The sequence below is a fragment of the Streptomyces sp. NPDC058231 genome, assembly GCF_042882275.1.
Lineage (GTDB): Bacteria > Actinomycetota > Actinomycetes > Streptomycetales > Streptomycetaceae > Streptomyces.
This window is the reverse complement of sequence record NZ_JBHVWN010000035.1, coordinates 44,795-63,803: the sequence shown is the minus strand read 5'-3', so window position 1 is coordinate 63,803 and position 19,009 is coordinate 44,795. Positions and strand designations below refer to the sequence as shown.

The following is a 19,009-nucleotide window of genomic DNA, read 5'->3' as shown; positions in this document are numbered from 1 at the left end:
CGTCCACGGCGCACGGCCGCCCGCAGGGGCACGTCGCGCGTCGTGTCCGGTCACCAGTGCAAGCCCCAGGTGCAGAATCCACGGAGGGTGCCATGCCAGTCCTGATGCCGTCAGCAGAGGTTCCGACCATCGACATCTCGCCGCTCTTCGGCGACGACTCGAGCGAGAAACTGCGCGTCGCGCAGGAGATCAACAAAGCGTGCCGGGGATCCGGCTTCTTCTACGCGTCGAACCACGGCGTCGACGTCCAGCTGCTCCAGGACGTGGTCAACGAGTTCCACCGGAACATGGCCGACGACGAGAAGTACGACCTGGCGATCAACGCGTACAACAAGAACAACCCGCACGTCCGCAACGGCTACTACATGGCCGTCAAGGGCAAGAAGGCCGTCGAGTCGTTCTGCTATCTGAACCCCTTGTTCAGCGACGACCATCCGATGATCAAGTCCGCGACGCCGATGCACGAGGTGAACATCTGGCCGGACGAGACGAAGCACCAGAGGTTCCGGCCGTTCTGCGAGGAGTACTACGGGGAGATGCTGAAGGTCTCCACGGTGATCATGCGGGGCATGGCGCTGGCCCTGGGGAAGCCGGAGAACTTCTTCGACGCCTCGCTCGCGGAGGCCGACACGCTCTCCTCCGTGTCCATGATCCGCTACCCCTACCTGGAGGACTACCCGCCGGTCAAGACGGGAGCGGACGGCACGCAGCTGAGCTTCGAGGACCACCTGGACGTGTCGATGATCACCGTTCTGTACCAGACCCAGGTGCAGAACCTCCAGGTCGAGACGGTCGACGGCTGGCAGGACCTGCCGACGTCCGAGGAGAACTTCCTCGTCAACTGCGGCACCTACATGGGGCATGTCACCAACGACTACTTCCCCGCGCCCAACCACCGGGTCAAGTACATCAACGCCGAGCGGCTGTCCCTGCCGTTCTTCCTCAACGGCGGGCACGACAGCGTCATCGAGCCCTTCGCGCCCGAGGGCACGGACGGAAAGGAACTGAACCCGGCGATCTCGTACGGCGAATACCTGCAGCAGGGCCTGCGCGCACTGATCGTCAAGAACGGCCAGACCTGATCGACCCACCGGGGGAGCGGCCGTCCCGATCGAGGCCGCCTCCCCCGACGACGGAGGAGTACGCCGTACATCCCGGCGCTACCGGCCTCCGCCGACGGCCCGCCGATGCTTCCGGCGGGCCGTCACGGCTGTCCGGACAGGGGGGCGGTCGCACCTCGAGTCCGGCGACGGCAGGACCGAAGGCAACGGGCGGCGCCCGCGCAGGACACGGCGACTCTCCCGAATGCGCCGTTCCGTTTGACCGCTTCGGCGCCCGCTGGCAAGGATGGTTTCCGATCATGACCGCGCTCCCGGTCGGGGCGGTCTCTCCATCGCTGGCGCGCCCCGTGTGCAGGGGCGGCTCGGAGGTTCGGACCATGCAGCATACCCGCGCCCGGCGCGCCGTTCTCGGTACGCTCGCCGCGCTGGCCCTCGTCCCGCTGACGGCCTGCGGCCAGGGTGCCACCCAGGCCGCGCCGTCCCATTCCTCGCCGGCGGCGAGGGCAGGCGGGGCGCCGTCCCCGTCCCCCTCGACGACGGTACCGAGCGAGGACGCGAAGGCGGCCACCCACGCCTTCGAGGGACTGGAGCGCACTTTCGGCGCGCGGCTGGGCGTCTATGCCGTCGACACCGGCACCGGCCGGGAGGTGGCCTACAACGACGGCGAGCGGTTCGCCCACGCTTCCACCCTCAAGGCACTGGCCGCCGGTGCCGTGCTGCGTAAGTACTCCCTGAACGGCATGGGCCGGATGGTCACCTTTTCCAGGAACGACGTGATCGCCAACTCGCCGGTGACCGAGAAGCACACCGGGACCGGGATGACGCTGGGCCAGTTGTGCGACGCCGCGGTCCGCTCCGGCGACAACACGGCGGCCAATCTGCTCTTCGACCAATTGGGCGGCCCCCGGGGCCTGGACGCCGCGCTCGAGGCGGTCGGGGACGACGTCACCCGGGCGGAGCGCCGCGAGCCGCAGCTGAACCGATGGTCCCCGGGCACCACATCCGACACCAGCACACCGCGGGCGCTGGCCGGCGACCTGCGTGCGTTCGTCCTGGGCAAGGCCCTCGGTACCGGCGAACGCGCCCAGCTCGCCGACTGGCTCAAGGCGAGCGCCACCGGCACCGAACTCATCAGGGCCGGGTTGCCCAAGAGTTGGGTCGTCGGCCACCGGGCCGGCCTCGGTGGCACCTGGGGCATCCGCAACGACATCGCCGTGGTGTGGCCGCCCGGCACCGCGCCCATCGTCATGGCGATCCTGTCGAACGGCAGCAGTGAAGGCGCTCCCTACGACGACCGGCTGATCGCGAAGGCGGCCGCCGTCGTCGCGGACACACTGTCGTAACGGTCGGCACGTCCCCTCACCCCCGGCCGGCCGAGACCGGCGGCAGGTCGGGAAGTGGTTCGGCGCGCTCCGAGCCCGCGGTGGGTGCGAAGGCGGCTGTCCAGGCCGCATCCGGGTGGGGCCTGGACGGCCGCCTTCGCAGCGGTGTTGCCGCCGGGCACGGCCACCCGTTCGACGATCGAGTCGAGCCCGGCTCCGTGCGCCGGCAACCGGTCGACCGCGTGCAGGCTGGGGGCACCGGCCGGGTGCGGTGCCGGCACCCGGCACTCTCCGAGCCCCGGAAAGCCTGAGGGCGCGGCCGATGACGGGCTCAGCCGGCCGACTCCAGCCATGCGCTGTACCAGCTGTGGAAGTCCGGGCCAGGGCTCAGACCGCCCCAGTCGGAGTCGTCGAACCACACCTGCCCTGCGCTCTTCCCGGTGACGACGAGACGGGAGAATATTCCACATCCGTATTCCGCGATGACCAGCGTCCCGCTCACCGAATAGTCGGAGGTACCAGGCTTCCCAGGGCCGGGGCAGGCCCGGGTGTACGGAAACGGCGTGGTCAGGAAGCCAGGCCTGCGGCCGTCCTCCCGGAGGTCGTACACCGCGTCCTCGTCGTCCAGGTCCTCCGCGAGTCCGATGAGGCCATGGTGCGGTCCGGCGCCTCCGTCGGCGACATCCGTGAGGAAGCCACGGTAGGACTCGGGAAGTCCGACGCCGAATTCCTGCTCGAAGGAGTCGACCTCCTGTTCCGTCAACGGAGGCCGAAGCCCGCCACCACCGCACCACCCCTCTCTTCGTACTCGGCAGTCGACCGATGGCCCTTCGTCTTCGCGACCGTGGCGACCGTGCCGTCCGTGATCGCCCAGCATGACAGGGCGTTCCGAGGGGGTGCACCGGACCGGTCCTTATCGGTGCCATGAGTGGTCTGAGCTGTTGCGATACGGTCCGGCTCCTGCCGGGGGCCACCGTATCCGCCCGTACTGTGCGCCCCTGTCGCCGGACGAATTCGTCGGCGTCCCGGGCATGCGCGTCGAATGAGTGTGTGACTGCCCATCAACCATGTGAGCGCCATGGACCGAACGGCGCGCATGCGTCCAAGTGGCGGCGGGCGTCACACCTTAGATGCGCTCGAAATGACAGCTAATACGGCAATCGGTACGTTCATCACGAATCGGCTCACAGCCGATGTCTCTGAGACAGGGAGAAGTGATATGACCATGCGTACAGTCGCCGTGAGCGCCGCCGTAGTAGGCGCCGCGGCTCTGGCAGCAACGGGCATCAACTACGCCACAGCGGCCGATGCCCCTACGTCCGCACCCGTCGTCCAGCAGCCCTCCGCTGCTCCCCCCGCCGCGGCCCCCCAGGCGGACGGCGGCGACCGTGGTGGCAACGGAGGCGACCGTGGTGGCGAAGGTGGCGACCGTGGTGGCGAAGGTGGCGACCGTGGTGGCGAAGGTGGCGACCGTGGTGGCGACGGTGGCGGCTTCGGCGGCGACCGTGGTGGCGACGGTGGCGGCTTCGGCGGCGGCGGCGGTGGCGGCTTCGGCGGCGGCGGTGGCGGCGGCAAGGGCGGCGGCGGTGGCGGCGGCAAGGGCGGCGGCGGCTTCGGCGGCGAAGGTGGCGGCTACGGCGGCGACGGCGGCTACGACGGAGGAAGGATCTTCTTCAACGAGCGGTCGTACTCCGCCCACTCCGACGGCTGCATCACCGTGGTGAGCGGCCTGGGCTCCAGGACTCTCAACGTCCGCAACGACAGCCGTCGGACCGTTGAGGTCTTCCGCGGCGCGACCTGCGACAACGGTTCTCCGTTGGCCACGGTCGGTCCGTGGAGCACCAGCAACGGCGTCAGCCCTCGCTTCGTCCGCGGCGGTGTGTTCGTGAGGAACGGTGTAGTCGGCAGCTTCCGAGTTGTCGAGGACTACCGCGGCGACAAGTGGTAATTGCATCACCGCAACACAGGGAAACCTCGGCCCGCCGGAATCGGGCCGAGGTTTCCCGGCGTTCGGGAGTCCCGGCCCGCACGCGGGTCCGTGGGTCCGGGCCACGTGTACGAGAAACTCGGCCGGAGGCCGACCGGAGTGCAGCGCAGCGTGCCGGTGTCCTGACCCGCCATCGGAAGTCGGCGTATCAGCGTGAGCAGCAGGGGCGGTCCGCCCGACCGGGGAGATGGATGTATCGATGGCCATGCTCATCGCGGTGAATGTCGGGATGCCCCGTGACGTTCCCTGGAATGGCCGGGTGACGCATACCGGTGTGTGGAAGCAGCCGGTCACGGGCCCGCGGATGGTCAGGAAACTGAACATCGACGGGGACGGCCAGGGTGACCGAAACGGTCATGGCGGGCCGTACCGGGCAGTACTGGTGTACCAGATGGACTCCTATCGGTACTGGCAGAAATACCTGCACCGCAACGATTTCACCCATGGTCAGTTCGGTGAGAACTTCACCGTGGACGGACTGCCCGACGACGAGGTGTGCATCGGTGACCGGTACCGTGTGGGCGACGCTCTGTTCGAAGTCACCCAGCCCCGGGTGACCTGCTACCGCGTAGCCCTTCGGATGGACGAGCCGCGGATGCCGGCCCTGCTGGTCGCACACGGACGCCCCGGCTTCTACCTGAAGGTGCTGGCCGAAGGGGCGGTCCAGGCCGGAGACGAAATCGTCAAAGTCTCCACCGGGCCGGAAGCCATGACCGTCGCGGAGATCGACGCCGTCCTCTACAGACCCGGGCGCTCACGTGCCCAGGTGGAGCGGGCGCTCCGCATTCCCGCGCTCAGCCCCGGCTGGAAAACGTCCATGCAGTCACTCATGGACGAGTACGACTCGAAGGGCCGTGCGGGAGGCAGCACGGCGCTGACGGCCGCAGCGGGCAGCCCGCCGCCGGCCTGGCCGGGCTTCCGTCCTCTGGTGGTCACGCACATCGCTCCGGAGAGCATGAGCATCTTCTCCTTCACGTTCGCCGCGATCGACGGCAGTGCGCTTCCCCCGGCACTGCCCGGCCAGTTCGTCACAGTCCGGATGCACCCCGATCCGCAGGGCGCACCGGTCGTCCGCAGCTATTCCCTGTCCGGGCGCCCCGGGGACACGCACTACCGGATCAGCGTCAAACAGGAACCCCACGGCGCCGGCAGCGGATACCTGCATCGACATGTTGCGGTCGACGACGTCCTGGAAGTGGCTGCGCCACGAGGCACCTTCACGCTCGAGCAGGACGAGGCAGCCGTCGTGCTGATCTCCGCAGGCGTCGGGGCCACCCCGGTACTCTCCATGCTCCACGAGCTGGCCGACAACCGTGATCGTCGACCGGTGTGGTGGTTGCACGGCGCCCGGGACGGCACCGAACACCCCTTCGCCGAGGAGGCGCGCGCCCTGCTGTCCCGGCTGCCCGGCGGCCGACTGCATGTCGCCTACAGCCGCCCGCGCGAGGACGACCGTCCCGGTGACGACTACACCTCCACCGGACGGCTCACTCCCCAGCTACTCCTGACTCTTGGACTCCCGCCGGACGCCAACGCCTACATCTGCGGTCCGGTGGGGTTCATGGACGACATGACACAGGCACTTGTGGGCTGCGGCCTGGATCCTGCACAGATCCACACGGAGACGTTCGGATCCGTCACCGCGATCACGCCCGGAGTGGTTCCGACCGATGCACCGGCCCCTCACATGCCCGCCCATCCGGCCGGACCGGGCACCGGCGCGTCCGTGTCCTTCGCCCGCACCGGCCTTGTCGTTCCGTGGGACCCCGGCTACGGCACGCTGCTGGAACTCGCCGAGGCATGCGACATCCCGGTGCGGTGGTCGTGCCGAACCGGCGTGTGTCACACCTGTGAGACCGCTGTCGTCTCCGGCCGTGTCGACTACTCTCCCGACCCGATCGACCTTCCGGCCGAGGGCAACGCGCTCATCTGCTGCTCACAGCCGCCCGCGGACATCACCCTCGATCTGTGACTCCCGCCTGCCCGGACCTCGGTGAAAACCGGGCCGAGAACGCTCGTCGACTCTCAGCACCCGGGACGGTCCGCACGGCAATTCGTCAGTCCCGTGCGCGGAGGTGATCGTGGCACTTCTCGATGTCGCCTTGGCCGCCCGGCCGATGATCGGCATCATGAACGGACAGCAGGCAGTGGCCGCGGCCCGTCGGCGTGCGCAGCGAACAGGGCACGGGGACGGACGCACTTCTGCCCGCGGTGGCGTCAGCGCGGTGCCGGGCACATGCAAGGTCCCGCGCAGGATCGGCGCCGCCATCGAATGTGAGACAGAGAGAAGTGACGTACCGATGACTGCCGTGCACGGAACAGCGGTGAACATTCCCACCCCGGATGGCACTGCCGACGCATACCTGGCCCACCCCGACGACGGTGGCCCTCACGCGGCGGTTCTGCTCTACATGGATGCCTTCGGACTGCGCCCGCAACTGAAGAAGATGGCTGACCGCATCGCCGGGGCCGGGTACACCGTCCTGGTCCCCAACGTCTTCTACCGTCATGGCCGCGCCCCGGTGGTGGAGCTTCCCGACTTCATCGGCCCCGACCAGCGCCCCGGCATCTTCGAGCGCATCGTCCCCGTCTTGCAGTCACTCACTCCCGAGCTGGTGGTGCGTGACGCCGACGCCTATCTGCGCTGGCTGGCCGCCTGCCCGCAGGCCACCGACGGACCGATCGGTATCACCGGCTACTGCATGGGCGCGGGTCTGGCTCTGCGGACGGCCTGCGCCTATCCCGACCGCGTCGCCGCCGTCGCGGGTTTCCACGGTGGGAACCTGGCCTCGGATGCCGCGGACAGCCCGCACCTGCTCGCCGACCGCATCACCGCAGAGGTGTACTTCGGGCATGCCGATCAGGACCATTCCATGCCCCCCGAGCAGATCGAGCGCCTGGAGAAGGCACTCACGGCAGCGGGCGTCCGCCACCGGTGCGAGGTCTACCCCGGCGCGCACCACGGCTACACGCAGGCCGACACCAACGCCTACAACCCCGTTGCGGACGAACGCCACTGGACGGCGCTCGAGGACCTTCTCGCCCGTGCGCTCTGACCGGCACGGTGCCCGTCACCCGGAGCCGAGCGGGATTCCCCGCAGCCGCAGTTGACGCCGGCTGAGATGTGCCGAGGCGCGAGACCGGCCGGGGTCCGGACGGCGTAGCCGTGCCGCCCCCGGCCGGACCTCGGGCCCGGCCGGGGGCGGCACGACATCCCCTCCGCAAAGGGATCTTCTCGGCGGTGGCCGCAGGAGCCACCACCGCACCCGGGCCCGACGCGCCGTGCCACGCCGACGGCGACACGGCCGGGGGAGTGGGCAGCGGACGGCCCGACGACTTGGGCCCGGGCCGGTCCGGTGGCCGGGGACGAGCCGTCCTCTCCGATCGAACCAGGCGCGACCAAGGCGTGCCGGACCGTACGAGCACTCCGCCACTGAGTACGGTCGCTCACCTCAGGCATCGCTTCGCAGGAGTCACGCCTCCGCCCCATCCACCGCAGAATTGGACCCCGATGAGCGCTATCAGCGTCGGTCAGGCCGTAGTCCTCGGAATCGTCGAGGGAGTCACGGAATTCCTGCCCGTCTCCTCCACCGGTCACCTCAAGATCACCGAAGGGATCATGGGCATCCCGGTCGGCGATGCCTCGGTGGTCGGCTTCACCGCTGTCATTCAGGTCGGCGCCATCGCCGCCGTGCTCGTGTACTTCTTCAAGGACATCGTGCGGATCGTCTCCGCCTGGAGCCTGGGACTGCGCGACCGCGAGGAGCGCTACCACCACGACTACAAATTCGCCTGGTGGGTCATCTACGCGACCGTACCGATCGTCGTCGTGGGGCTCGCCGCCAAGCCGCTCGTCGAGGGCCCGCTGGGCTCCCTCTGGGTGGTGGCGGCCTCGCTGATCGTCGGCAGCGGTGTGATGTGGGCGGCCGACCGGACAGGCCGGCACAAGCGCGGGGAGGACGACACCTCGTTCAAGGACGCGATGCTGGTGGGAAGTTCGCAGATCCTGGCCCTGCTCTTCCCCGGCTTCTCGCGCTCAGGTGCCACGATGTCCACCGCTCTCTTCCTCGACCTGGACCGGGTCGCGGCCACCCGGCTCTCCTTCTTCCTCGGCATCCCCGCCCTCACCGGCGCGGGGTTGTACGAGCTGAAGGACGCCGTCGGCGCCGGAGTCGGTGCCGCGCCCCTCGTCGCAGGCACCGCCGTCTCGTTCGTGGTCGCGTACGCCTCGATCGCCTGGCTGTTGAAATTCGTCGCCCAACACTCCTTCAACGCCTTCGTGATCTACCGGATCATCGTCGGCACACTGCTCCTCGGCCTGCTGGCCACCGGAGTACTCAGCGCATAGAACGACGTGGGACGTCCGTGGCCCGCCCCGCCGGACGCCGTCCGCACGGCTGCGCGACGCGTGCACACCACGACCCGGCCCTCACCGGCGCGAGGCCGCCGGAGCCAGGGTGGCGCCGTGCTCCCGCCCACCGGGAGCACGGCGGGGGTCGGCCGCACCCGGGAACGGGCGCGCCGCCGCCCCCGGGGTCATCCGGCGGGCAGCAGGAAGCCCTTGGGGCTCAGTGCGCGGTCGACGATTCGCAGAGCCTGCCGACGACGATGCCGAACTCGTGAGCGCAGGCGTCACGACTGCCGGGAAACGGCCAACCTGATCACACGCCATGTCGCCTCGCCCCGGTTCCGCTCGGGGGAACTTCACAACAGAGGCGTCTGCTGCGGTCCGTGGAACCGCATTCCGTTTGGGGTGGTGGCCGAAGCGGTTTCCGGCCAGAGCCCGATGAGGTAGCTGCCTGGCGTGTACATGCAGCTTTTATAGTGATCGCCGCCCGGGGGAGTGGACCAGACCACTCCTTGGTCGCCGGGCGCGAAGCGCGACCGGCGGCAGGGCCCTTGGTGCACAGCGAGTTGGCCCATGTGCCGGAAGCTGAACTGGGGGGTTCTGTGTGTCCGAGAGGCGCGGTACCGAGGACACACCCGGACAGGTTGCTCGCGGCTGACCCTGTTCCCGGTGTCCCCCCGGCTGCCCGCGCCGAAGTCACCCCGCTGAGCTCGTACAACGGGCGAGCCGACAGGAATCCCTTCACCTCGGGACGAAGCTGAGCCGACCCGGACGCGGGTCCACGTGTGGTCCGCGATCCGGCGGACCAGGACTGCTGTCCAACCCGACGACGAACGCCGGCCGAGGCCGGCAAGCAGACAGCCGCCCGGCATCTCCGGCCGACCGTCGTGGTCGGCCCCTGTGTGCTCGCCGCGGAGCGATGACCCGTCCGGCACCGGGCTCGTCATCGGCCCCATGACATCTCCCGTTCCCCCGGGAGGCGCTCCGGCATGCCCGGAGAAGCGGTTCCGTGTGCCGACCGGGCACACCGGGACATCCGTCGAAGGACTCGAGGAAGACACTCACTTGAGACCCATGAAGCACAGATCAAGAAAGAGAACGTACGCGCCCTTGGCTGCGGCGGCCGTCTGCGCCGCACTCGCCGGCGGACTGCTCCAGGCCGCGCCGGCCGCCGCCGCCCCGGAGCCGACCCCCGGAAGCGACCGGGCCGCGCCGCAGTCTCCCGGCCGGGTCCCCACCCCGGACAAGAAGCTGGGGAAGGGCTGGAAGACATCCCAGGACCGAGCCGTCATCTCGGCGGCCGACAGCGACGGCCTGCACGTCCTGGTAGCGGACAGCGCGAAGGCGTACGAGTGGAAGACCGTCGCCACCTTGGCCGAACCAGGGATGTCGGCGGATTCGTGGATCGGCAACACCTGCGTCATGGACCGTTCCCATGTCGCTGTCGCCTATGCGCCGAGGAGCTTCACGAACAAGCCGGACCTGATGCAGGGCGGTGCCTTCACCGCCGTCGTCGACGTCAGGACCGGCGCGGTGACGAAGCTGCCGTTCACGGCCTCGCTCGCCTACTTCGACCCCACCTGCAACCCTGCCACCCGCACCGCCGCCTTCACCGCCTTCCGGGGCATGAACGACGTCAAGGGCATGAGCACACGGGTGGTGACCGTCGACGTCTCCGGACACAGGACGGCTGATGTGACGACGGGCGGGGAGGTGACGTCGGCCGTACCTGTGTCCGACGGCACCGTGGCCGCGCGTGGGAACCGCCTCGTCCACCTGGACGGCTCCGGCAAGGTGAAGACCCTGACGGAGGCCGGGGGTGTCCCGTTCGACATCCGCCCGGGTCAGGGTGGCAGCGTCGCGTTCATGGAGCGCGAGGGAGAGAAGACGGCGCACGCCAAGCTGTGGAAGGGCAAGGGCAGACCGGCCACGGTGGCCACCGGTCCGCTCGGGGACCTCGCTCTCGCCCAGGGCGCTTCCCGTATCTTCCTCACCGGGCACCCCGCGAAGAAGGCGAGTGTGGAGGGGACCGGGATCACGCAACTCGATGCCCCGGCCACCGCCGACATCTCCTCCCACGGCCGGCTCGCCGTCGACCCCGTACTCACCTCGGGCGTCAGAGCCGGTCTGGAGCGGATCTCGGGCGCCGGACGCGGGTTCACGAAGAAGAGCGCGGCGGAGCCGGAGGCGACTGCGGTCAAGGGCGCGGAGGAGGACCGGTTGACGGTCACCTCCACCGCCACCACTACCGGCGCCGCCATCACCCAGGGCGTTGCCGGAGGAGCGACGAGCGCCTCTGCCGCGCGGCCTTCCCCTGCCCTCGCCACCACGGGTGCGCACTCCCGTGCCGCGTCCGCCGTCGGGACCGTCTCCCACGACCCCACCGACCCGGACCGCCATTGCGCGATCTCCCGCAACGACGTGAACGCGCAGGCGCTGCAGCCCACACCGAACCAGGTGGAGTGGGCGGTCGACATGGCCGTGCGCGGTCAGCTTCGCTCCAACTGGATCAGGCAGGGCGGCTACCGCAATCAGACGGGTATCGGCACGATCGACCCACAGGGTCTGTTCCCGGCGCCGATCCTGACCGGTGGCGGCCAGGTTCCGGCCAACGTCCTGCTCGGCATCCTCGCCCAGGAATCCAACCTGTGGCAGGCCGAACAGGGCTCGATTCCAGGGCAGATGGGCAGCCCGCTCGCCGCCATGGACGGCTACTACGGCCGTGAGACGGTCGAGGGCGACCCGAACGCCTACTGGAAGATCCACTGGGACGAGTCCGACTGCGGGTACGGCGTCGGGCAGATCACCGATGGAATGCGCCGTGACGGCTACGAGAAGAAGGACGCATACGGGAACATCATCCCGAACCTGTCCCCGGACAGGCAGAAGGCGGTGGCCGTCGACTACGCCACGAACATCGCCGCCTCCGTCCAGATCCTCGCGGACAAGTGGAACGAGGTCCACGAGGCAGGGCAGACAGTCACGGTGAACAACGACGACCCCTCCCGTGTGGAGAACTGGTTCACCGCAGTCTGGAACTACAACCTCGGCTTCAACCCCGTATCCGACGCCCCCGCCAACGACGGGCACTGGGGCCTGGGCTGGTACAACAACCCGGTCAACCCGGTGTATGCGAAGGGGTGGGGCCACCCGTTCATGGACACCGACGTGGACGGGCCGGACGCGAACAAGGACGCGGCGCATCCGCAGGACTGGCCATATGAGGAGAAGGTGATGGGCTGGTCCGCCTGGTCCATCGACACCGGCTTCTCCTACGCCACATCGGGCCGTCAGGACTGGCCGGGGGACGACGGTTACGCCACAGCCGGTTTCTACCCCGCGTGGTGGACCACCACCGCGCAGCGCAGCGCGGTCTCGCCGCCGTTGAGCACCTTCTGCAACAGCCTCAACAACTGCGATTCGAGCAACCCGCCGGACTGCCCGGACGCGAAGTGCTACGAGCAGTACTGGTGGAACCAGCCGAACGCGACGTGGAAATCGGACTGCGACTCCAGTTGCGGGCACGAGCACATCAAGTACGCGACCCTGGTGTCCGAGCCGGGCCGCGGCTATCGCCTGCAGAGCGGCCAACCCGTCTGTTCCGGCGCCCCACCCGGCTCCCACGTCGTCGCCTCCGTCCCCAACACCACCGAATCCTGGGGCGATTGCGGACAGGTGACCTCTTCCGGCAGCTTCCAGTTCACCTTCTATCCGGACAGCGACGGCTACTACGAGGCGAAGGAGGACCTGCACCAGATCGGCGGCGGATACGGCGGTCATTTCTGGTACGCCCACACCCGCGACACGGGGCATCTCGGCGGTGACAGCGGGAGCATGACCGTCGACGGCACCTGGACCGACCCCGAAACCCTCGGATGGGCACGCGTCTCCGTCCATCTCCCCGACACGGGAGCGCAGACCCGGCAGGCGAAGTACACCGTCCTCAACACCGACAGCGACAGCGACACCCGTGCCGTCGAGCAACGCGCCGGCCGCTGGGTCAGCCTCGGCGTCTTCCACTTCACCGGCACGCCCAAGGTGAAGCTGTCCAACGCCACCGCGGACGGCACAGCCGATGAGGACATCGCCTGGGGAGCCGTCGCCTTCCAGCCGCTTCCCGGCAAGCCGAAGGACATGGTGGTCGCCATGGGCGACTCCTACTCCTCCGGTGAGGGTGCGTCGGAAGGAGATCGGGACTACTACCCCGAAACCAACTATCGCAACGTGAACAACGACAAGACCCGAGACGCCTGCCACCGCTCCCGGTACGCCTGGTCCAGGCAGGCGACGGTTCCCGGACGGTCTGCGTCCGTCGGCGACCTCGACGACGGATCCGATCCGAACATGGACTACCACCTCATCGCCTGCTCCGGCGCCCGTACGTACAACGTCCTGAGCGACGTGCAGGAAAACGGCGGTGAGCTGCCGCAGATCGAACAGGGTTACCTGGACCAGAACACGACGTTGGTCACGATCTCCATCGGCGGCAACGACGCCCGCTTCTCCGACATCGTCCAGAAGTGTCTCGTCTCGTTCGGCGACGGCAACTGCAAGGACAAGACATTCGACAGTCCGGACGCGTCAGTGGGCGGGCGGGACCAGAAATTCGTCGGCCAGTCACTGGAGACGGCCGTGTCGGGCATCATCAACGAGATCGTCCGCCCGGACATCACCGAGACACTGCTGCGGATCCATGCACTCGCCCCCAAGGCGAAAATCGCGCTGATGGGCTACCCGCCGCTGATCTCCAACAAGGGCTCCTGCCTCAACATCAACATCATCGGCCTGCCCACCATCGGTCTGTCCGAAGCCTCCGCGGCCTGGCTCAACGACACCGCCGGCATCCTCGCTGCCGCAATGCAGGGAGCGGCGGACGATGCGGAGCAAGAGGGCGCACAGGTGTGGTTCTCCAACCCGCAGAGTGACTTCGCGGGCCAAGCGGTATGCGGGGACCCGGAGCAGGTCCACGGCATCGTGAAGACCCTCACCGAATCCGACAACCCGGTCAAGGACTGGCCGATCATCAAGAACTACGGCCTGTCGGCCCAGTCGTTCCACCCGAAGATCGGGGGTGCGCGCCTGTACGCGAACTCCCTGGAACGCACCATGGCGGGTATGGGTCTGTAGGTACAGGCGTTCTTCGAGTCCGGGGGTGCGCCACCTCGGGTGCCCCCGGACTCGTCCGAGTACGCGTACGGATATCCGTTGCCAACTACATTGAAACAATGGCCACATGACTGCGAAGCGGACACTGATCACCGCACGTGCCGTGCGGGACGGAGCCAGGGGTGCCCTCGGTCTCCTTCTTCTCCTCGCCCTTTCCGCCTGTTCTTCCGACAGTCGCGCCACGAGCCCGAAAGAGGTGCGCAAGCTCGCGGGCAGCAGCCAGGCGCAACAGTCCCGGAAGGCTGCTGAGGAGCATCTCAGGAAGATCGTGCGCGCCTACGACGAGCGCACGCCTCTCTCCCTGGGCCTGGTCACGGTGAATGACCTGTGTGTCGGGGGAACGGCGAAAGAGTTGTTCTTCCAGACCGGCGACGACCAGTACAAGATCCGCTGTGCCATGCGCGTCACCGCCTACTACGGCGCCGCCCCGCACCGCATCGGCGACGTGCTGGACGATGTCTTCACCGCCGGAGACCACGACGCCTCCGGAGCCACCGCGAACACGATCCCCTTCGACCACAACGACTACCGCAAGCGGCTCGTCGCCTACTACCGAGGTCACGGCCCCAACCCGACAGGCCCGGACGCGCCGGAACCGGGCCAGGTCTTCGACCCGTCGCAGACCCTGTCGTGGGACACCGTGCGCAGCAGCCGGAAGAGACTGATCGAGGAGCCGGAGCCGTGTGCCGAGAGTGATCCGCCCGTCAAGCGGTGCTTGAGCGAGCCGGCATCGACGACGGTCGCGGACCTTCGCAAGCGGTACGGGATGGTCTTCAGACTGCAGATGTCGGTGGCCGATTACTACCGCGTGGCAAAGGACGGGCGAACCACACAGACGTGGCGATAGACCCGCGGCCGCGGATGGCGCCGGCCGGCATGCTGCCCTGCCCGGTGCGCGCAGGGGACGGCGGCCGGCCACCCGGCACCCGGCATGGCAGTTCCGATCCTGCCCCTGGGGAGTCACTCCCGCCCGGGCGTCAGCCGATGGTCTCGCCGTGACGCGGCGCCGGGGCACCGGGCGGCACGAAGCAGGCGGTGACGGTCTTGCCCGACCGCTGCGGACGGGTGTTCCAGCTGTCTGCGAGCGCGTCGACGATGGCCAGTCCGCGTCCGCCCGTCGTCGTGACGTCCTCGGACCGCTGGGCGGGCGGCATCGGGTCGGAGTCGTGGACGCTGACATGCAGGCAGCGGCTGTCCCACGTCAGCACCAACTGCGCTTCGCTGTGTGCGTGTATGTGCGCGTTGGTGACCAGCTCCGAGACGCTGAGCAGTACCGCGTCCACGGTCTCCGGCGCGTCCTTCGTCCAGCCCAGGGACTCCAGGTGCTCGCGTGTCCAGCGGCGGCCGGCCCGTACCCCGCGCGATATGGGAAACGACTGTGCCCATCCCACCGCGCGCATCGATGTCTCTCTCGTCATCGGAACTCCCTCGCTCGGCTCCCACTACTCGCCTACCCCCACCCGTACGGGTTACGGCCCTACTCGCATTGCGGGGCTCTTTTTTCGCACCGCCCCGGGATCAGGGCCAACGAGGCATGGCGGCGACGCGCACGTACCGGGGCGCCTTGGCCGGGCACAGGCAGCGGCTCGGGTCCGGCCGCACGGAAGGCAGCTTCCCGTCAACATGCCCGCCACGATGTCCACCGTTCGCAGACACAGGTGTAATCCTCGGAACTGGGGAGACGCGAAGTACCAGCACCTTTGGAACCGTCATGCGAGGAGTTTCTGTGACCACCTACGTCATCACCGTGCCGGGCACCTTCGTCCACGGCATCACCGACGCGGCGCGCTCCGAGGTGGAGCGGAGGCTGCGCCCGCAGGATCCGCAGAACACAGATCTCGGCGAGACGGAAGACCTGAACCTCCTGACGATCCAGGACGACGGCAACGCGTTCTCCGTCAGGCTGCAGGTCGAGGCCTCCGACCGGGCCTCCGCCGAGAGCGACGCCGCCCGCCTGGTGTCCGCCGCACTCCGGAGCAGCGGCCTGTCCATGGACGACGCACCGTTGGGGCCGGCGGCCGTCACGGGGATCGACCGGGAATTCTGACCCGTCCGCCTGCGCTCCATGCGCGCGCCACGACATCACTGCACCCCGACCGGGCGGGCCGCCGGTGACGACCGATCGGTGAGGGTGATGTCGACGAGCGTGGTGCCGAACACGGGAGGGCGCGCTCCGGTGATGTTCAGGCCCACGGTTCGGGCGGCCATCCTTCCTCGTTCCCGAGCCGGACCGGGGCCCGAGCGGAGGGTAGCTCGGGCCCCGGCTGTGGTCTCTCGTCCGGATCATTCCGGGCTCGGTCCGGGAAGAAGGACCCAGGAGGCGCGGAAGGCTCGTACGGCAGGTTCAGAGTTCCTGGACCCAGTACTTGGAGACCTGCATCCAGCCGTTGCCCCGGGCTCCGTTGATGGTGCCGGTGGAGTTGACCGCGAGTGTGTACCAGGAGTCCACGTAGTCGGGATCGTTGGTGTACCAGGACGCCGGGATGGCATCCAGGATCGCGTTCACCAGGGGTACGTACGCGCCCTGATCGGTGATCGTCAGCAGCGCGTCCGCGATGGCCTTGGTGAGGGCGGCGTAGTTCGTGTCACCGTCGTCCTCCATCATCACCACGTCGGCCAGGTTGTACTTGTAGTTCGACCAGTTCACCAGGATCTGATTCGGGTAGTACGTGTGATGGTCGGTGTCCAGATAGGGCATGTCGACCGAGTCCACCCGGACCTTGCCGTCCAGCCCGAAGCCGCTCACCAGCGAGAAGATCTCCGCATCACCTGAAGTCCACGGCTCCTCGTCGTCGTTGAGGGATACCGCGTCGATCTTGGTCGTCCAGAATCCGCCCGCTGCCGCCGTCGCGCGCGCCCCCGTCCGCCGGTCGGCCTCCGGTGCGGTCAGTCCGTCCTTCGTCAGCTCCTTGTTCAGCAGGTCCAGCCCCGCTGCCACCGCCTTGGACACGTCCAGGTCGATCACGTACACCGCCCGCCGCGGAGCCTCGGTCGCGTCCAGGGTGTGCGCCCGGCCCCTGCTGTCGTACGCTGTCACCGTCGCCGCGTTGTCATCCTGCGTCGCCACCGCCACCAACGGGCTCGCACCTGGCGTCAATTCCTTCCTCATCGCGTCGGTACCCAGCCGAAGCCGCAGCAGTGAACCCACGCTGCTGTCCAGCCCCTTCACCGCCACGATCCGCCGGTCGGCGTCGGCCACCGCGCCCGTCAGGCGCCGGCCGGCCGTGTTCGCCGCGCGCGCGGTCACCGCGCGTAGATCGATCTCGTCCGACTTCAGTACCGCCGAACGCAGTTCCTCCCGCCACCCGGCGTTCGCCAGCGATGCGGCCACCGCCTTGGCTGTCCTGTCCTCGATACGGGTCACCGTCGACGACGGAGCGGCCGTCGGGGTCTCCGACCGTGCCGCTGCGCCCGCCGCGGGCGTGGCGACGCCCGACAGCGCGACGACCGTCGTGGCGCACAGGGTGAGCGCCAAGGCGTTGCGTCGCGTCATACGTCTGTTCAAGGTTCCTCCTGTGAGCGTGCGGCGCCCCGTGTGGTGGCGGGGCGCCGACAAGGGGGGTGAACGTTCAGGATGATTTCGAGTTGCCATCAGCAGGTCTATGCGGGTAGAACTCGCGAGGGCTAGCATGTTCATGTCGAGTGCTCAGCGCAAGAGGGCCAACCGGATCTGTCGACCCGACCGGTACACGGAGCTGACACTTCATCAGTCCCGCTTTAGGCAAGTAGGGTTCGGGGGTGCCGGCCCGGACGACAGGCGAGGACCCGAAGGGCCCTGTTCGACGCGGCGGTCGACTTCGGTCGGCTGCGGCGCGCCGGACCTCCTCGGCGGCCACAGGGCGCGCCGGGCGTCGGCGGGCTCGGGAACGGCGGCACGGTGCACAGCAGTGTCCGGATCACCCGCAGCTGTAATTCGGCCGGCGCCCACGCCGTACCGGTCCCTGCTCGTGGACGCCGACGGGTGGTTCCGGATCAGGGCCGTTCGCGCGCCGCGGCACGGCGACCCCCCGTGAGGGCGAACTGCACCGGTCGACTTGCGAAGGTGCCACGTTCGCGGCCACTCAGTCGAGACAGAACTCGTTGCGGGCCCATCGATACAGGCGAACGCCGAACCCTGACGCTCAGGTGGCAGTGTGCGATCGAAATCGTCCCGCCCTCGTCGTCTCGACGGAGCCGCCTCTGGCCAGGTTGTGGGGCATGCGGCCGCCTCTTCGCGAGGAGTGGGGCCTTGAACCGAGGGCTGACGACCCTGACGGCGTCCCCGTTGGAGGAGGTGGCGGGTTCCGGAACGCCGCGTGCACGCAAGTGAGTTGTAGCCACACCACCAGTACGGCGAAGGCCCGACGGGCTCCGGTGGGCCGTCGCGCAGTTCTATCATCGGCTGATGCACGCCCACCCTGTTGACCGCCCAGCCGATCTCGACGTGGTCCGTGAGTCCTATGACCGCGTGGCCGACAACTACGCCCACATGGTGGTGACGACAGGATTCGGCGACATCCGTAGACATCCATGGCTCAAGGCGTCGATCGACGCCTTCGCCGACACCGTGAGCGAGATAGGGCCCGTCCTCGACGTCGGTTGCGGACCTGGAACGGTGACCGCCTACCTTGCCGAACGCGGACTCGACGTGACCGGGGTCGATCTCTCCCCTCGCATGATCGAGAACGCGCGCCGTCTTCATCCGCAGTGCCGCTTCAGCGTCGCTTCTGCCACCGACCTCGACCTCGGTGAAGCGTCCCTCGGCGGCGTGCTCGGGTGGTGGTCACTGTTCAACCTCCCCCGTTACGTCCTTCCCCAGGTCCTCGCCCTGTTCGCGCGCGCCCTGAAGCCCGGCGGACACTTCCTCACCGCGACACACGTCGGCGACGAAGACGCGGTGCGCACCGAGGCATACGGAGGCGTACCCGTTCGTTGGACGACACACAAATGGCGGCCGGAACAACTCGTGGACCTGATCGAGCAGGCCGGACTGAGCCCGGTCGCCGAACTTCGGCTCCCTGCGGATGAGCAGAGCGGGCCGGGTCTGGTCGTCATGGCCAAGCGACCCGGCTGAGAATCAGGAGTCGGAAGCAGCACGGGGTCCCGTGTCGGGCAAGGTTCCTCCGGATGGTCGCGACGCCGGTCG

At 68.5% G+C, this 19,009-nt stretch carries 14 protein-coding genes; 10 read left to right on the top strand and 4 right to left on the bottom strand.

The genetic code is table 11. From position 1 onward, the window contains the following. Positions 1–104: 104 nt before the first annotated feature. Positions 105–1,082 carry a 2OG-Fe(II) oxygenase family protein gene (locus ACFVXE_RS22850; RefSeq protein WP_389673570.1) on the top strand — a complete coding sequence of 326 codons (978 nt, stop codon included), beginning with the start codon at positions 105–107 and terminating at the stop codon, positions 1,080–1,082. Positions 1,083–1,438: 356 nt separating this feature from the next. Further along, complete coding sequence (gene bla, locus ACFVXE_RS22845) at positions 1,439–2,404, top strand: class A beta-lactamase (protein ID WP_389673569.1); 966 nt, start codon at positions 1,439–1,441, stop codon at positions 2,402–2,404. A gap of 310 nt (positions 2,405–2,714) precedes the next feature. Here the strand turns inward: bla and ACFVXE_RS22840 are convergent, their stop codons facing one another. Beyond that, the gene (locus ACFVXE_RS22840) at positions 2,715–3,146 is read right to left on the bottom strand and encodes an SMI1/KNR4 family protein (RefSeq protein WP_389673567.1); all 432 of its coding nucleotides are present in this window, start codon (positions 3,144–3,146) and stop codon (positions 2,715–2,717) included. 456 nt (positions 3,147–3,602) lie between these two features. Between ACFVXE_RS22840 and ACFVXE_RS22835 the strand changes: the two genes are divergently transcribed. From ACFVXE_RS22835 to ACFVXE_RS22810, 6 genes are all read left to right on the top strand, one after another. Continuing rightward, complete coding sequence (locus ACFVXE_RS22835) at positions 3,603–4,331, top strand: hypothetical protein (RefSeq protein WP_389673565.1); 729 nt, start codon at positions 3,603–3,605, stop codon at positions 4,329–4,331. A 238-nt stretch (positions 4,332–4,569) separates the two neighbouring features. Next, entirely contained in the window at positions 4,570–6,342 is a 1,773-nt protein-coding gene (locus ACFVXE_RS22830; RefSeq protein ID WP_389673563.1) for an MOSC domain-containing protein, read from the top strand. 328 nt (positions 6,343–6,670) lie between these two features. Beyond that, positions 6,671–7,426 carry a dienelactone hydrolase family protein gene (locus tag ACFVXE_RS22825; protein ID WP_389673562.1) on the top strand — a complete coding sequence of 252 codons (756 nt, stop codon included), beginning with the start codon at positions 6,671–6,673 and terminating at the stop codon, positions 7,424–7,426. Between the two features lie 455 nt (positions 7,427–7,881). After that, positions 7,882–8,718 carry an undecaprenyl-diphosphate phosphatase gene (locus ACFVXE_RS22820; RefSeq protein WP_389673560.1) on the top strand — a complete coding sequence of 279 codons (837 nt, stop codon included), beginning with the start codon at positions 7,882–7,884 and terminating at the stop codon, positions 8,716–8,718. Between the two features lie 1,110 nt (positions 8,719–9,828). Next, on the top strand, positions 9,829–13,845 hold the full coding sequence (locus tag ACFVXE_RS22815) for a hypothetical protein (RefSeq protein ID WP_389673559.1): 4,017 nt from the start codon (positions 9,829–9,831) through the stop codon (positions 13,843–13,845). A 106-nt stretch (positions 13,846–13,951) separates the two neighbouring features. Next, positions 13,952–14,731 (top strand): hypothetical protein, encoded by a 780-nt coding sequence (locus tag ACFVXE_RS22810; RefSeq protein WP_389673558.1) that lies wholly within the window; start codon positions 13,952–13,954, stop codon positions 14,729–14,731. 130 nt (positions 14,732–14,861) lie between these two features. Here ACFVXE_RS22810 and ACFVXE_RS22805 read toward each other — a convergent pair whose 3' ends face one another. Next, the gene (locus tag ACFVXE_RS22805; protein WP_389673556.1) at positions 14,862–15,302 is read right to left on the bottom strand and encodes an ATP-binding protein; all 441 of its coding nucleotides are present in this window, start codon (positions 15,300–15,302) and stop codon (positions 14,862–14,864) included. Positions 15,303–15,610: 308 nt separating this feature from the next. Here ACFVXE_RS22805 and ACFVXE_RS22800 point away from each other — a divergent pair, with 308 nt between their 5' ends. Next, positions 15,611–15,931 carry a hypothetical protein gene (locus ACFVXE_RS22800; RefSeq protein WP_389673555.1) on the top strand — a complete coding sequence of 107 codons (321 nt, stop codon included), beginning with the start codon at positions 15,611–15,613 and terminating at the stop codon, positions 15,929–15,931. Between the two features lie 35 nt (positions 15,932–15,966). Here ACFVXE_RS22800 and ACFVXE_RS22795 read toward each other — a convergent pair whose 3' ends face one another. Both ACFVXE_RS22795 and ACFVXE_RS22790 read right to left on the bottom strand, forming a co-directional pair. After that, positions 15,967–16,092 (bottom strand): hypothetical protein, encoded by a 126-nt coding sequence (locus ACFVXE_RS22795; protein ID WP_389673553.1) that lies wholly within the window; start codon positions 16,090–16,092, stop codon positions 15,967–15,969. Between the two features lie 136 nt (positions 16,093–16,228). Continuing rightward, positions 16,229–17,389 (bottom strand): DUF3103 family protein, encoded by a 1,161-nt coding sequence (locus tag ACFVXE_RS22790; protein WP_389673551.1) that lies wholly within the window; start codon positions 17,387–17,389, stop codon positions 16,229–16,231. An 879-nt stretch (positions 17,390–18,268) separates the two neighbouring features. Here ACFVXE_RS22790 and ACFVXE_RS22785 point away from each other — a divergent pair. Continuing rightward, entirely contained in the window at positions 18,269–18,937 is a 669-nt protein-coding gene (locus ACFVXE_RS22785) for a methyltransferase domain-containing protein (RefSeq protein ID WP_389673549.1), read from the top strand. Positions 18,938–19,009 lie beyond the last annotated feature (72 nt).